Here is a 14627-nt window from a genome sequence, read left to right on the forward strand (position 1 = left end):
GCGGGGGCTTTTCCCACAGGGTAGTTGATCAAGCCCATTCGCCGGCAAGCCGGCTCCTACAGAGATCTCGTAGGAGCCGGCTTGCCGGCGAAAGGGCCGGTACTGCCTTCACATCAACTGGCGGCAGGCTCGGTCAATGCCTGCCACATCGACGGCCCACCCGCCGACTTGGCGATGGCCGCCAACCGTTCGGCGTGAGCTTGCAGTTCTTCCTCATTGGCCATGATCACCCGACCGGCCGCACGCCCGCTAATCCGACGGATCTCACTGCCCGTGCCGCCCTGCCCATCTTCACTTTGCGCACCATCGCCCGCCAGCGACAGGCTGGTCTGCCCCCCGGTCATTGCCAGGTAGACGTCGGCCAGCAGTTCCGAGTCGAGCAACGCACCGTGCAGCTCACGGCCGGAGTTGTCGATGCCGTAGCGTTTGCACAACGCGTCGAGGCTATTGCGCTGCCCTGGGTGGCGCGAGCGCGCCATCATCAGAGTGTCGAGGATGCTGCAGTGCTGCGAGATGTCGGCGCGATCGTGCTGGCCCAGCAGGGCGAACTCGTTGTTGATGAAGCCAACATCGAACGCCGCGTTGTGGATGACCAGGGTGGCGCCCTCGATGAACTCGAAGAACTCCTGGGCCACGTCACCGAAGCGCGGCTTGCCAACCAGGAACGCGTCGGTGATGCCGTGGACGCCAATGGCGCCCTCGTCGCTCTCGCGGTCCGGTTGCAGGTAGACGTGGAAGTGCCGCCCGGTCAGGCGCCGGCCCATGACCTCGACGCAACCGATCTCGATGATGCGGTGGCCATCGCCCACCGGCATACCGGTGGTTTCGGTATCGAGAATGACCAGCCGTTGATCTTGCTGCTGCTCCACGGGGTGACTCCAACTTGCGCTGCTTGAATATGGCGCGGGAGTATACCGGAATCGGGGCCGCTTTGCGGCCCATCGCGGCTGAAGCCGCTCCTACAGAGACCGCGCGGATCCGGGTAGGAGCGGCTTCAGCCGCGATGGGCTGCACCGCAGCCCCTTGCGATCAACGCTGCGCCCGCACCTCGTCGACCCCACGATTGGCCAGCTGATCAGCCCGCTCGTTGCCCGGGTGGCCGATGTGCCCACGCACCCACTTCCAGGTCACCTTGTGCCGGTTGACCTGCTCATCGAGGGCCATCCACAGGTCGGCGTTCTTCACTGGCTCCTTCGCGGCGGTCTTCCAGCCGCGCTTCTTCCAGTTGACCATCCACTCGTTGATGCCCTTCATCACGTACTGCGAGTCGGTGGTCAGCACCACCTCGCACTCACGCTTGAGTGCCTTCAGGCCTTCGATCGCGGCCATCAGCTCCATGCGGTTGTTGGTGGTCTCGCGCTCGCCGCCCCACAACTCCTTCTCGACGCCCTTGAAAACCATCAGCACACCCCAGCCGCCCGGGCCAGGGTTGCCCTTGCAGGCACCATCGGTGTAGATCTCGACGCTATCGCTCATGTACCACTCATGTTAAGTGCTTGTCAGTATCGGGATTGCTCGCCGTGCGGTTGACCTTGGCCAGCGGCAACGGCAGCAGCTTGCCCATGGGCTCGCGGCGCTCCAGGCGCAGGGGCCGCAGGCCGACCACCATCTTGCGCGCCACCAGCAGGTAGACACCGCCACCGGCGCTCTGCCAGCCCCCGGCCACCCGCTCCCAGCCGGCCAGGCGCTGTTGCCAGGCCGGTGAGGCAAGCGGCGGACGATAACACCCGAATCGGCGTTTCTCCAGCGCGAAGCCCAGCAGGTTGAGCCAATCGCCGACCCGCGACGGCGAGATGCAGCGGGCCTTGCGCAAGGCGCCATGGCTGAAGAGGTGGCGAATGCCCCAACTGCTCCAGGGGTTGATCCCGACGATCAGCAGGTGCCCGCCCGGGCGCACGGCGCTGGCCGCCTCGCGCAGCAGCCCGTGGGGTGAAAGGCTGAAATCCAGGCCATGCTGCAACACCACCACGTCGGCGGCGTGCTCCGAGAGCGGCCAGGCCTGCTCTTCGCAGACGATCTCCACCCCCGGCAGCGGCGCCCCCAGGCGCACGTTGCGCTGTACCTGAGGGGCGCTGGGCGGGGGTTCGGCGCAGGGGCCGTAGTGCACCAGGTAACCACCGAAGAAACGCCGCAGCTCTTCTTCGAGCAACTTTTCTTCTTCCTTGAGCATCAACTGCCCAAGAGGGCCCTCGAACCAGTCGCGGGCCAGGCTGATCAGTTCGACCCAGTCGGGGTCGGCCTGGGCGAAGGCTTGGTCGGTCATTGCGTTCTCCCTCGAAGGTTCTCCGGCCGCGCCATCGCGGCTAAGATGCCCTCAATGTCCAGGCTTGGCGAATCCGCACCATGATACAGATCGACGCCCTACCCGCTTTCTCCGACAACTACATCTGGTTGTTACAGGATACTGCCAATCGCCGCTGCGCGGTGGTCGACCCCGGCGACGACGCCCCGGTGCTCGCCTGGCTGGGCAAGCATCCCGGCTGGGTGCTGGAGGCGATCCTCGTCACCCACCATCACCACGACCACGTCGGTGGCGTCGAAGCCCTGAAGCACGCCACCGGCGCCCAAGTGTTCGGCCCGGCCAACGAGCGTATCCCGGCCCGCGACATCGCCCTCGAGGACGGCGCGCAAGTACACGTGCTGGGCCTGGCGTTCGACGTCCTGGCCATGCCCGGCCACACCCTCGGGCACATCGCCTATTACACTGCGCAATCGCCCACGCCGCTACTGTTCAGTGGCGACACTCTGTTCGCCGCCGGCTGCGGCCGGTTGTTCGAGGGCACCCCGGAGCAGATGCACCATTCGCTGCAGCGCCTGGCCGCCCTGCCCGAGCAGACCCAGGTGTACTGCGCCCACGAGTACACCTTGAGCAACCTGCGCTTCGCCAGGGCCGTCGAGCCGCACAGCGAGCCGGTGCAGCAACGCTTCGAAGCGGTCACCCAACTGCGTGCCGACAACCGTATCAGCCTGCCTTCGACCATCGGTATCGAGCGCCAGACGAATCCATTTCTTCGCACAGCTGAAATATCCGTTAAACAAAAAGCAGACGAATGGAAGGGGCATTCCAACCCCACCCAAGCCTCTGTTTTTGCTGCCTTGAGGTCTTGGAAAGACGTCTTTTGATAACCTCAAGATATATCGCGCCATAAGCGCAAAGGTTGACCAGGCCGGGGCCGGTTTTTAGAATCGCCGAACTTTTTTGCCCGGATACCCGTCCCAGCCGATGTCTTCCCGTAGCCGCAGAACCTCTCATTCGGTCGCTTTGACGCGACTGGCCCAGATCAGTGCACTGGCGCTGGCCGCCACCCTGGTCGGCTGCCAGAGCACCCGTCAGCTCGACGAAGCAGACAGCGTTCGCGCGCACAACTACCAGGCGCGGATCAAGCACAAGCCCGCGCCCCTGGCAGTCAAACCGAAGGAGCAGGCCCCGCCCCAGGACGTCTGGGAACGCATGCGCCAGGGCTTCGCCCTGCAGGACGGCATCGACGTCAACCCGCGTATCGAGCAGCAGCGCCTGTGGTTCGCCAGCAACCCGTCGTTCCTCGAGAACGCCGGCGAGCGCGGCAGCCTCTACCTGCACTACATCGTCGAGCGCCTCGAAGAACGCGACATGCCGCTGGAGCTCGCGCTGCTGCCGGCCATCGAGAGCGCCTACAACCCGATGGCCTACTCGCGCGCGCATGCCGCCGGCATGTGGCAGTTCATCCCGTCCACCGGGCGCCACTTCAACCTGCGTCAAACGAATTTCTACGACGGCCGCCGCGACATCACCGCATCGACCAACGCTGCGCTGGACTACCTGAACCGCCTGCACGACATGTTCAACGGCGACTGGCTGCTGGCATTGGCCGCCTACAACGCCGGTGAAGGCACCGTCAGCCGCGCCATCGAGCGCAACGAGCGCCTGGGCCTGCCCACCGACTACTGGAACCTGCCGCTGCCGCAGGAAACCCGCGACTACGTGCCCAAGCTGCTGGCCCTGTCGCAGGTGGTCAGCACGCCGGATGCCTACGGCATCAACCTGAACCCGATCGCCAACGAGCCCTACTTCGAAGCCGTCGCCATCAACGACCGCCTCGACCTGTCGCGCGTGGCGGCCTTCGCCGACATCGACGAAGACGAGCTGATCCAGCTCAACCCCGCGTTCAAGAAGCGCATGACCGTGGACGGCCCGCAGCAACTGCTGGTGCCCACCGCCAAGGCGCAACTGCTGACCGACCGCATGTCCAACCTCAAGCCCGAGGAACTGGTCAGCCTGCAACCGAACAAGGCCGTGTTCCAGGCCGCGCTCGCCGAGAACAAGGCGCCGGCTTCGCGCAGCTATCGGGTCAAGCGTGGCGACAACCTGGGCAGCATCGCCAAGGCCAACCGCGTGGCGGTCAAGGATATCCAGCGTTGGAACCGCCTGTCCGGCAAGAGCCTGAAGGTCGGCCAGGTGCTCGCCCTGCGCGGCGGCAACGCCCCAAGCCCGGCGGCCAACCGCACCGCCGATTCGAAACAGCGCGCCACCCAGTACAAGGTACGCCAGGGCGATTCGTACTATCTGGTCGCCAAGCGTTTCAATGTCGAGATGAAGCACCTCAAGCGCTGGAACCCGCGCAGCGGGCATGCCCTCAAGCCGGGCCAGACCCTGACCGTCTACCTGTCGCATTGATGTGAGTCCTGGGGGCGCTTTGCGCCCCTTTCGCGGCACAAGGCCGCTCCCACAGGAGATGCGCAAACCTTCAGGCTGGCGCAGCTCCTGTGGGAGCGGCCTTGTGTCGCGAAAGGGCTGCATAGCAGCCCCAATAAGCCAATTCCCTCCAGCCGACTCGCACCCTTTTTCCATTCCAGACAAGCTGTTACTGTACCCCGACCAAGCCCAACGCCCTCTGGATCGGATGCCGACGTGATACGTCCCCTCCTGCTGTCCCTCAGCCTGGCCTTGAGCTTCCCCGCCGTCGCGATGGTGAGCGAAAGCCACGGATACGCGCAGTTCGGCACGCTCAAGTACCCGGCCACCTTCACCCACTTCGACTGGGTCAACCCGCAAGCCCCGAAAGGTGGCACCTTGCGGGCCATGGCGTTCGGCACCTTCGACACGCTCAACCCCTACACGTTCAAGGGTTCGAGCCCGGTCACCACGCCCAACTTCCTGCAGTACGGCATCAGCGAGCTGAACGAGACGCTGATGGTCGGCACCGGCATGTACGACCCCTCTGGCGACGAACCCACCTCCAGCTACGGCCTGATCGCCCGCTCGGTCGAGTACAGCGAGGATCGCAGCTGGGTGGTGTTCAACCTGCGCCCTGAAGCGCGCTTCCACGACGGCACGCCGATCACCGCCGCCGACGTCGCCTTCAGCTACCGCACCCTGCTCAAGGACGGCCACCCGATCTACCGCACCAACCTGCAGGAAGTGGCCCGGGTCGACATCCTCAACCCGCTGCGCATCCGCTTCGTGTTCAAGCGCGCCGGCAACCCGCTGCTGATCCTGCGCCTGGGCGAAATGCCGGTGCTGCCCAAGCACTACTGGGCCAAGCGCGACTTCAAGGCCACCACCTTCGAGCCGCCGCTGGGCAGCGGCCCCTACCGCATCACCGAGGTGCAACCGGGCCGGCGCGTGGTGTTCGAGCGGGTCAAGGACTACTGGGGCAAGGACCTGGCCGTGAACCGCGGCAAGTACAACTTCAACCGCGTCGAATACGAGTTCTACCGTGACGCCACCGTGGCCTTCGAAGCGTTCAAGGCCGGCGAATTCGACATCTATATCGAGCACCAAGCGAAGAACTGGGCCAACGGCTACACCTTCCCCGCCGTGCGCCGGGGCGAGGTGATCAAGGCGCAGATCCCGCACCAGATCCCCACGCAGACCCAAGGCCTGTTCATGAACAGCCGCCGTGCCGCGTTCAGCGACCCACGGGTACGCCAGGCGCTGGGCTTGATGCTCGACTTCGAATGGACCAACCGCGCCCTGTTCAATGGCGCCTACCGGCGCGCCACCAGCTACTACCCCAACAGCGAGTTCACCGCCAGCGGCCTGCCCACCGGCAAGGAGTGGCTGCTGCTCAAGCCGTTCCGCGACCAGTTGCCCGAAAAGCTGTTCACCCAGCCCTACCAGGTCAGCCACACCGACGGCAGCGGCATCAGCCGCCCGGCCCTGCGCCAGGCCCTCGACCTGTTCGCCCAGGCCGGCTGGAAGCTCAACGGCCAGCGCCTGGTGGACAGCAAGGGCCAGCAGTTCCGCATGGAACTGCTGTTGGTGAACCCCAACCTCGAACGCATCCTGCAACCTTATGTCGAAAATCTGGCCAGCATCGGCATCGACGCGCGCTTGCGCACAGTCGACCGCGCCCAGTACAAACAACGGCTCGACCAGTTCGATTTCGACATGATCCTGATGACCCTGAACCAGACCCTGAGCCCGGGCCTCGAACAGTGGCTGTACTTCCACTCAAGCCAGGCCGCCACCAAGGGCAGCAAGAACTATGCTGGCGTGAAGGACCCGGTGGTCGACCACCTGCTCGACACCCTGCTCGCCGCCCGCAGCCGCGATGACCAGATCGCCGCCGCGCGCGCCCTGGACCGCGTGCTCTCATGGCAGTACTACATGATCCCCAACTGGTACCTCGACAATCACCGCCTGGCCTACCGCAACCGGTTCGCCTTCGTCACCACGCCGCCCTACACCCTCGGGCTGAACAGCTGGTGGATCAAGAAGACTTCGGAGAAAGCCAAATGACGCCGACCCTGCGCCGCCTGGCCGCCAGCCTGCTGCTGGCCTGCCTCACGCTCCCGGCCGTTGCCGCCCCGCAACACGCCCTGACGCTGTATGGCGAAGCGCCGAAATACCCGGCCAACTTCCAGCACTTCGACTTCGTCAACCCCGACGCCCCCAAAGGTGGCACCTTCCGCCAGTCCAGCTTCGGCGGCTTCGACAGCCTCAACCCGTTCATCAACAAGGGCGTGCCCGCCGACAACGTCGGCAGCATCTACGACACCCTGATGCGCCAGAGCCTGGACGAGCCCTTCACCGAGTACGGCCTGGTGGCCGGCAAGATCGAAAAGGCCCCCGACAACAGCTGGGTGCGCTTCTACCTGCGCCCCGAGGCGCGCTTCCACGACGGCCACCCGATGCGCGCCGAGGACGTGGTGTTCACCTTCAACGCCCTGATCAAGGACGGCGCGCCGCTGTACCGCCAGTACTACGCCGACGTCGCCGAAGTGGTCGCCGAAGACCCGCTCAAGGTGCTGTTCAAGTTCAAGCACACCAACAACCGCGAATTGCCGCTGATCCTCGGCCAACTTCCGGTGCTGCCCAAGCACTGGTATGCAAACCGCGACTTCAACCGTGGCAACCTGGAAATACCGCTCGGCAGCGGCCCGTACAAGGTCGCCGAGGTGAAGGCCGGCCGCTCGATCCGCTACGAGCGCGTGAAGGACTACTGGGCCAAGGACCTGCCGATCAACCGCGGCTTCTACAACTTCGACGTGATGACCTTCGACTCCTACCGCGACAACACCGTCGCCCTCGAAGCGCTCAAGGCCGGCCAGTTCGACTACGCCCTGGAAGTCAGCGCGAAGAACTGGGCCACCGCCTACGACGTGCCCGCCGTGCGCGACGGCCGGCTGATCAAGGAAGAAATCCCCAACGGCAACCCGGTGGGCATGCAGGGCTTCATCTTCAACCTGCGCAAACCCATGTTCCAGGACGCCCGCGTGCGCCAGGCCATCAGCCTGCTGATGGACTTCGAGTGGACCAACAAGCAGCTGTTCAACGGCGCCTACACCCGCACCGGCAGCTACTTCGAGAACTCCGAGATGGCCGCCAGCGGCCTGCCCACGCCCGCCGAACTGAAGATCCTCGAACCGCTGCGCGGCAAGGTGCCCGACGCGGTGTTCAACAGCGCCTTCCACAACCCCGTCACCGACGGCAGCGGCATGATCCGCGACCAGCAGCGCCAGGCCTACAAACTGTTGCAGGAAGCCGGCTGGAAGATCGTCGACGACAAGATGGTCGACAAGGACGGCAAGCCGCTGACCATCGAGTTCCTGCTGGCCCAGACCCAGTTCGAGCGCGTGCTGCTGCCGTTCAAGCGCAACCTCGCGGACCTGGGCATCAACCTCGAGATCCGCCGCGTGGACGTGTCGCAGTACATCACCCGCCTGCGCTCGCGGGACTACGACATGATCGTCGGCGGTTTCTCGCAATCGAACTCGCCCGGCAACGAGCAGCGCGAGTACTGGAACAGCGCCGCCGCCGACAACCCCGGCAGCCGCAACTTCATCGGCCTGCGCGACCCCGCCATCGACCAACTGGTTGAAGAACTGATCAACGCCGATTCGCGCCAGAGCCTGGTTGACCACTGCCGCGCCCTGGACCGGGTGCTGCTGTGGGGCTACTACGTGATCCCCAACTGGCACATCAAGACCTCCCGCGTGGCCTACTGGAACCACATCGGCCACCCCGCTGTGTCGCCCAAGTACGACATCGGCATCGACACCTGGTGGATCAAACCCAACGTGACGCCCGCCGTGAGCACAGCCCCAGCCGCAGAAGAGGCCCACTGACATGCTGGCCTATATCCTGCGGCGCCTGCTGCTGATCATCCCGACCCTGTTCGGCATCCTCATCATCAACTTCATCATCGTTCAGGCCGCCCCTGGTGGCCCGGTCGAGCAGATGATCGCCAAGCTCGAAGGCTTCGACGGTGCCACCAGCCGCATTGCCGGTGGCGGCGCCGAAGTGTCGGTGGCCGGCTCCAACTACCGCGGCGCGCAAGGCCTGGACCCGGCGCTGATCGCCGAGATCGAGCGCATGTATGGCTTCGACAAGTCGGCGCCCGAGCGGCTGTGGATCATGGTCAAGAACTACGCCCAGCTGGACTTTGGCAACAGCTTCTTCCGCGACGCCAAGGTCATCGACCTGATCGCCGAGAAGATGCCCGTGTCCATCTCGCTTGGGCTATGGAGCACGCTGATCATGTACCTGGTGTCGATCCCCCTGGGGATCGCCAAGGCCGTGCGCCACGGCAGCCATTTCGACGTGTGGACCAGCTCGGCGATCATCGTCGGCTACGCCATCCCCGCATTCCTGTTCGCCATCCTGCTGATCGTGCTGTTCGCCGGCGGCAGCTACTTCGACTGGTTCCCGCTGCGCGGGCTGACCTCCAACAACTTCGACGAGCTGAGCACCACCGGCAAGGTGCTCGACTACTTCTGGCACCTGGTGCTGCCCATCACCGCGCTGGTGATCGGCAACTTCGCCACCATGACCCTGCTGACCAAGAACAGCTTCCTCGACGAGATCAACAAGCAGTACGTGGTCACCGCCAAGGCCAAGGGCCTGAGCCGTTCGCGGGTGCTGTACGGCCACGTGTTCCGCAACGCCATGCTGCTGGTGATCGCCGGCTTCCCCTCGGCGTTCATCGGCATCTTCTTCACCGGTTCCTTGTTGATCGAGGTGATCTTCAGCCTCGACGGCCTGGGCCTGATGAGTTTCGAAGCGGCGATCAACCGCGACTACCCGGTGGTGTTCGGCACCTTGTTCATCTTCACCCTGCTCGGTCTTGTGGTGAAGCTGATCGGCGACCTCACCTACACCCTGGTCGATCCCCGCATCGACTTCGCCAGCCGGGAGCACTGACATGGCCCTGTCCCCCCTCAATCGCCGGCGCTTCGAGCGCTTCAAGGCCAACCGCCGCGGCTGGTGGTCGCTGTGGATCTTCCTGGTGCTGTTCGTGCTGAGCCTGGGCGCCGAGTTCATCGCCAACGACAAGCCGATTGCCGTGCGCTACGACGGCGCGTGGTACTTCCCCGCCTTCAAGCGCTACCCCGAGACCACCTTCGGCGGCGAGTTCCCGCTGGAGGCCAACTACAAGAGCCCGTACATCCGCGAGCTGCTGGAGAAGAAGGACGCCTTCGTGCTGTGGGCGCCGATCCCCTACAGCTACCAGAGCATCAACTACGACCTGAAGGTGCCGGCCCCCGCGCCGCCCTCCACCGACAACCTGCTGGGCACCGACGACCAGGGCCGCGACGTGCTGGCCCGGGTGATCTACGGCTTCCGTATCTCGGTGCTGTTCGCCCTGACGCTGACCATCGCCAGCTCCATCGTCGGCGTGATCGCCGGCGCCTTGCAGGGCTTCTACGGCGGCTGGGTGGACCTGGCCGGCCAGCGCTTCCTGGAGATCTGGTCCGGCCTGCCGGTGCTGTACCTGCTGATCATCCTTGCCAGCTTCGTGCAGCCCAACTTCTGGTGGTTGCTGGGCATCATGCTGCTGTTCTCGTGGATGAGCCTGGTGGACGTGGTGCGTGCCGAGTTCCTGCGTGGGCGCAACCTCGAGTACGTGCGCGCCGCCCGCGCGCTGGGCATGCGCAACGGCCCGATCATGTTCCGGCATATCCTGCCCAACGCCATGATCTCGACCATGACCTTCATGCCGTTCATCCTCACCGGCGCCATCGGCACCCTCACCGCCCTGGACTTCTTAGGCTTCGGCCTGCCTGCCGGCTCGCCGTCGCTGGGCGAGCTGGTGGCCCAGGGCAAGTCCAACCTGCAAGCCCCCTGGCTGGGCATCAGCGCCTTCGCCGTGCTGGCGGTGATGCTGAGCCTGCTGGTATTCATCGGCGAATCCGCCCGCGACGCCTTCGACCCGAGGAAATGACATGAGCCAAGACACCCTGATCGAAGTCCGCGACCTGGCGGTGGAGTTCGTCACTGGCGAGCAGGTCAACCGCGTGGTCGACGGCATCAGCTTCGACATCCGCAAGGGCGAGACCCTGGCCCTGGTCGGTGAAAGCGGCTCGGGCAAGTCGGTGACCGCGCATTCGATTCTGCGCCTGCTGCCCTACCCGCTGGCGCGGCATCCTTCCGGCACCATCCAGTACGGCGGCAAGGACCTGCTGCACCTGGGCGAGAAACCCATGCAACGGATTCGCGGCAACCGCATTGCGATGATCTTCCAGGAGCCGATGACCTCGCTGAACCCGCTGCACAGCATCGAGAAGCAGATCAATGAGATTCTGTTGCTGCACAAGGGGCTGACCGGCAAGGCCGCCACGGCGCGCACGCTGGAGCTGCTGGAGCTGGTTGGTATTCCCGAGCCGAAGAAGCGCCTGAAAGCCCTGCCCCATGAGCTGTCCGGTGGCCAGCGCCAGCGGGTGATGATCGCCATGGCCCTGGCCAACGAGCCCGAACTGTTGATCGCCGACGAGCCCACCACGGCGCTCGACGTGACCGTGCAGTTGAAGATTCTCGACCTGCTCAAGGAGCTTCAAGCGCGCTTGGGGATGGCCCTGCTGCTGATCAGCCACGACCTCAACCTGGTGCGCCGCATCGCCCACCGCGTGTGCGTGATGCAGTGCGGCAAGATCGTCGAGCAGGCCAATTGCGCCACGCTGTTCAGCAAGCCGCAGCATCCGTATACGCAGATGCTGATCAACGCCGAGCCCAGCGGCGCGCCTGCCGCGAATGCCGAAGGGGCGCCGTTGCTGGAGGTGAAGGACCTGAAGGTGTGGTTCCCGATCAAGAAGGGGCTGCTGCGCCGGACCGTAGACCATGTAAAGGCCGTGGATGGGGTGAACTTCAGCCTGCCACAGGGGCAGACGCTCGGGATCGTTGGCGAGAGTGGGTCGGGCAAGTCCACCTTGGGACTAGCCATCCTGCGGTTGATTTCCAGCCAGGGTGGTATTCGCTTCCATGGGCAGAATCTTGAAGGGCTGAACCAGAAGGCCGTGCGGCCGCTGCGGCGGGAGATGCAGGTGGTGTTTCAGGATCCCTTTGGCAGCCTGAGCCCGCGCATGTGCGTGGCGGATATCGTTGGCGAAGGATTACGGATTCACAAGATCGGCACGCCGGCTGAGCAGGAAGCGGCGATTATCGCGGCGCTTGAGGAAGTGGGGCTGGATCCGCGGACGCGCCATCGGTATCCCCATGAGTTTTCTGGGGGGCAGCGGCAGCGGATTGCGATTGCCCGGGCGTTGGTGTTGAAGCCTGCGTTGATTTTGCTGGATGAGCCTACCTCGGCGCTGGATCGGACGGTGCAGCGGCAGGTGGTTGAGTTGCTGCGGAATTTGCAGGTTAAGTACAACCTCACCTACCTGTTCATCAGCCATGACCTGGCGGTGGTGAAGGCGTTGAGTCATCAGTTGATGGTGATCAAGCATGGGCAGGTGGTGGAACAGGGGGATGCGGGGGCTATATTTCATGAGCCGAAGCATGGGTATACGAGGCAGTTGTTGCAAGCGGCGTTTTTGGAGAGTGCGCCATCTGCTTGATTGACAAAAAAGGGGCGTACCGCATTGAAAGCTAGCCAACAATAGCTATCCTATGGAAATCGAAAGCTAAAAACTTGCCATCGGCAATCGCCCCAAAACCACAAACCACCCATATAGTAAATAGCAAAAAATTTCGAACAGCTTACTTCTCAGCGAGGGATCCATGAGACTTAAGACAATAGCGATAAAAAATTTTCGCTGCTATTCGGAAAAAGTAACCATCCCAATTGAAGACCTCACTACCATTATCGGGAAAAACGATATAGGCAAATCTTCAATTCTTGAGGCTTTAGAGATATTTTTCAACAACGAAACCATCACCATAGAACAAGGCGACGCCAACATCTCCTCAGAGGATAAATCTGTAGAGATATGCTGCGAATTTGAAAACCTGCCAACCCCTATAAGCTTAGACTCGGGAGCTGAAACCTCCCTATCAGAGGAGTACCTTCTCTCTTCAGAAGGCACCCTAAAGATTCAAAAAATATTTAATTGCAACAACAAAAAAGTCACCGAAGAAATCTTTATAATTGCCCAACACCCATCAACAAAAGGATTTGAAAATCTACTCGAACTTAAAGAGAAGGATCTACAAGCAAGGATAAAAGAGCTAAAACTGGACACTCCTCTCAAAGGCAATCCAGGCATGCGCAAAGCCTTATGGGCCGCAGCCGGAGATCTCCAACTTTCAGAAACAGCGATACCCACAGGCAAAGCCAAAGAGGATACAAAGCGAATTTGGGAACAAATTGAAATTCATCTGCCTTTATTTGCTTTGTTCCAAAGTGACAGAAGTAGCCGTGACTCTGACACAGAAGTCCAGAGCCCGATGAAAGCGGCAATTTCCGCAGCAATAGCTGAAGTCCAAGATGATATAGCCAACATCCAAAAGAAAGTACAAGAAAAAGCGGAAGAAATAGCCCACAGAACCCACGAAGCGCTTAAAACCCTTGACATTAACTTAGCTAACGAACTGACACCAGAATTCAGTGCCCCCTCTCCCGCCAAATGGACAGGATTATTTTCAATCGGTTTAAACACTGACTCAGGGATACCCCTAAACAAACGTGGAAGCGGCGTGCGTCGATTGGTACTCGTAAGCTTCTTCAAGGCCGAAGCAGAGCGACGACTGAAAAGTGGAAGCCGCCGCAGTATCATTTATGCCATCGAAGAGCCGGAAACCGCGCAACACCCCAACAATCAAAGACTGTTGATTGAATCATTCAAGTCACTCTCAACCGAACCAGGCTGTCAGGTCATACTAACAACACACAGTCCTGGTTTCGCAGCTCAGCTACCAAGCGACAGCATACGATTTGTCACTAGATGCTCAGAGACTAACAAACCAATTATTTCTATCGGAGCAGATGCTTATGGACCTGTAGCGGAGGCGTTAGGCGTCACGCCTGATAGCAGAGTTCAGGTTTTACTTTGCGTAGAGGGCCCAACGGATGTGGCGTGCATTAAAGCACTAAGCAAAGCACTACACAGCGCGGACCAAAACTTAGTAAATCTAGACACCGAAGAGCGCGTTGCCTTTGTTGTACTAGGCGGCTCTACTCTTCAACACTGGGTAAATCAACATTATCTAAGAACATTAAACAAGCCAGAAGTCCACATCTATGATGGAGACGTTGCGGACTACAGAGACTCCGTGACCCAAATAAATCAACGGACCGATGGATCCTGGGGAGCCATAACCTTGAAGCACGAGATAGAAAGCTATCTCCACTCAACGGCTATTGCTCAAGCTTTTGGTGTAAACATCCAGGTAACAGACCAGCCAGTTAACGGAAAAGCCACGCCAAAAGTATTTTCAGAAGCGTATTCACTCCAGCAAGGTTTTGGTGCTCCTATGAGGGACTCAACAGCAAAAAAACTTCTTGCAAACAAAGCATTTCCTTGCATGACAGCCGCCATGATTCAACAGAGAGATCCGGCTGGCGAGGTGGAAGGTTGGTTCAGAAGAATTGGCCAAATGTTACGATGACTTTAGATCTGAATTACATATTTTTTCAATCAAGAGTATTGGCCGCTTCTAAACAGCAGCGGCCGTTAACCAACCGAGGCAAATAAATATTCCGGCCCGTCTTCGAGCGAACTACGCGCCCATCACACGTAGCAATCTGGCCGAAATCTCTTCGACCTGTAAGGAATCAGATTTAGCCTCTTTTTTGTAGTCCATTTCCCAAAGATAATCGGACCTCCTATTTTCCGTTGCGATCGCCCTGTCATCGCTCTAGTCTCGGCAGGTCGCTGCAAATCAGCGATCGGCTTTGACAGGCCGCGACGCGACACCTGCACTGCTTGCCCTCTATGGCGGCTGTGCATGGGGCACGCTTGCGTGCGCCGGTTTTTGTGTCCGCCGG

11 protein-coding genes are annotated in these 14627 nt (G+C 61.6%); 8 read left to right on the plus strand and 3 right to left on the minus strand.

Going from position 1 to position 14627, the window contains the following annotated elements; translation table 11 throughout:
- Positions 1–113 precede the first annotated feature (113 nt).
- From dnaQ to PSEEN_RS16470, 3 genes are all read right to left on the minus strand, one after another.
- The gene (gene dnaQ, locus PSEEN_RS16460; protein WP_011534677.1) at positions 114–869 is read right to left on the minus strand and encodes a DNA polymerase III subunit epsilon; all 756 of its coding nucleotides are present in this window, start codon (positions 867–869) and stop codon (positions 114–116) included.
- Positions 870–1029: 160 nt separating this feature from the next.
- Positions 1030–1476: a ribonuclease HI gene (gene rnhA, locus PSEEN_RS16465; RefSeq protein ID WP_011534678.1), complete on the minus strand. Its 447-nt coding sequence runs from the start codon at positions 1474–1476 to the stop codon at positions 1030–1032.
- 7 nt (positions 1477–1483) lie between these two features.
- Positions 1484–2263 (minus strand): class I SAM-dependent methyltransferase, encoded by a 780-nt coding sequence (locus PSEEN_RS16470; protein ID WP_011534679.1) that lies wholly within the window; start codon positions 2261–2263, stop codon positions 1484–1486.
- Between the two features lie 80 nt (positions 2264–2343).
- Between PSEEN_RS16470 and gloB the strand changes: the two genes are divergently transcribed.
- The 8 genes from gloB to PSEEN_RS26225 all read left to right on the plus strand — a co-directional run bounded on the left by gloB (position 2344) and on the right by PSEEN_RS26225 (position 14248).
- Complete coding sequence (gloB, locus tag PSEEN_RS16475) at positions 2344–3123, plus strand: hydroxyacylglutathione hydrolase (RefSeq protein WP_011534680.1); 780 nt, start codon at positions 2344–2346, stop codon at positions 3121–3123.
- A 100-nt stretch (positions 3124–3223) separates the two neighbouring features.
- Positions 3224–4654, plus strand: coding sequence for a lytic transglycosylase domain-containing protein (locus tag PSEEN_RS16480; protein WP_011534681.1), 1431 nt, complete (start codon positions 3224–3226; stop codon positions 4652–4654).
- Between the two features lie 234 nt (positions 4655–4888).
- Entirely contained in the window at positions 4889–6721 is a 1833-nt protein-coding gene (locus tag PSEEN_RS16485; RefSeq protein ID WP_011534682.1) for an extracellular solute-binding protein, read from the plus strand.
- Positions 6718–8550: an extracellular solute-binding protein gene (locus PSEEN_RS16490; RefSeq protein WP_011534683.1), complete on the plus strand. Its 1833-nt coding sequence runs from the start codon at positions 6718–6720 to the stop codon at positions 8548–8550. Before PSEEN_RS16485 ends, PSEEN_RS16490 begins: the two co-directional genes overlap by 4 nt.
- Position 8551: 1 nt before the next feature.
- Entirely contained in the window at positions 8552–9625 is a 1074-nt protein-coding gene (locus tag PSEEN_RS16495) for a microcin C ABC transporter permease YejB (protein WP_011534684.1), read from the plus strand.
- Between the two features lies 1 nt (position 9626).
- Positions 9627–10646 carry an ABC transporter permease gene (locus PSEEN_RS16500; RefSeq protein WP_011534685.1) on the plus strand — a complete coding sequence of 340 codons (1020 nt, stop codon included), beginning with the start codon at positions 9627–9629 and terminating at the stop codon, positions 10644–10646.
- A gap of 1 nt (position 10647) precedes the next feature.
- The gene (locus PSEEN_RS16505; protein ID WP_011534686.1) at positions 10648–12258 is read left to right on the plus strand and encodes an ABC transporter ATP-binding protein; all 1611 of its coding nucleotides are present in this window, start codon (positions 10648–10650) and stop codon (positions 12256–12258) included.
- A 163-nt stretch (positions 12259–12421) separates the two neighbouring features.
- The gene (locus PSEEN_RS26225) at positions 12422–14248 is read left to right on the plus strand and encodes an ATP-binding protein (protein ID WP_011534687.1); all 1827 of its coding nucleotides are present in this window, start codon (positions 12422–12424) and stop codon (positions 14246–14248) included.
- Positions 14249–14627 lie beyond the last annotated feature (379 nt).

This window comes from Pseudomonas entomophila L48 (assembly GCF_000026105.1).
In the GTDB taxonomy this organism is placed as follows: Bacteria; Pseudomonadota; Gammaproteobacteria; order Pseudomonadales; family Pseudomonadaceae; genus Aquipseudomonas; species Aquipseudomonas entomophila.

Excerpts from the sequence above, each read along its gene's own strand:
- PSEEN_RS16495 (WP_011534684.1), top strand. The coding sequence starts at position 8,552 with ATGCTGGCCTATATCCTGCGGCGCCTGCTGCTGATCATCCCGACCCTG.
- PSEEN_RS16490 (WP_011534683.1), top strand. The coding sequence starts at position 6,718 with ATGACGCCGACCCTGCGCCGCCTGGCCGCCAGCCTGCTGCTGGCCTGC.
- PSEEN_RS16505 (WP_011534686.1), top strand. The coding sequence starts at position 10,648 with ATGAGCCAAGACACCCTGATCGAAGTCCGCGACCTGGCGGTGGAGTTC.
- PSEEN_RS26225 (WP_011534687.1), top strand. The coding sequence starts at position 12,422 with ATGAGACTTAAGACAATAGCGATAAAAAATTTTCGCTGCTATTCGGAA.
- PSEEN_RS16500 (WP_011534685.1), top strand. The coding sequence starts at position 9,627 with ATGGCCCTGTCCCCCCTCAATCGCCGGCGCTTCGAGCGCTTCAAGGCC.
- PSEEN_RS16480 (WP_011534681.1), top strand. The coding sequence starts at position 3,224 with ATGTCTTCCCGTAGCCGCAGAACCTCTCATTCGGTCGCTTTGACGCGA.
- PSEEN_RS16470 (WP_011534679.1), bottom strand. The coding sequence starts at position 2,263 with ATGACCGACCAAGCCTTCGCCCAGGCCGACCCCGACTGGGTCGAACTG.
- rnhA (WP_011534678.1), bottom strand. The coding sequence starts at position 1,476 with ATGAGCGATAGCGTCGAGATCTACACCGATGGTGCCTGCAAGGGCAAC.
- gloB (WP_011534680.1), top strand. The coding sequence starts at position 2,344 with ATGATACAGATCGACGCCCTACCCGCTTTCTCCGACAACTACATCTGG.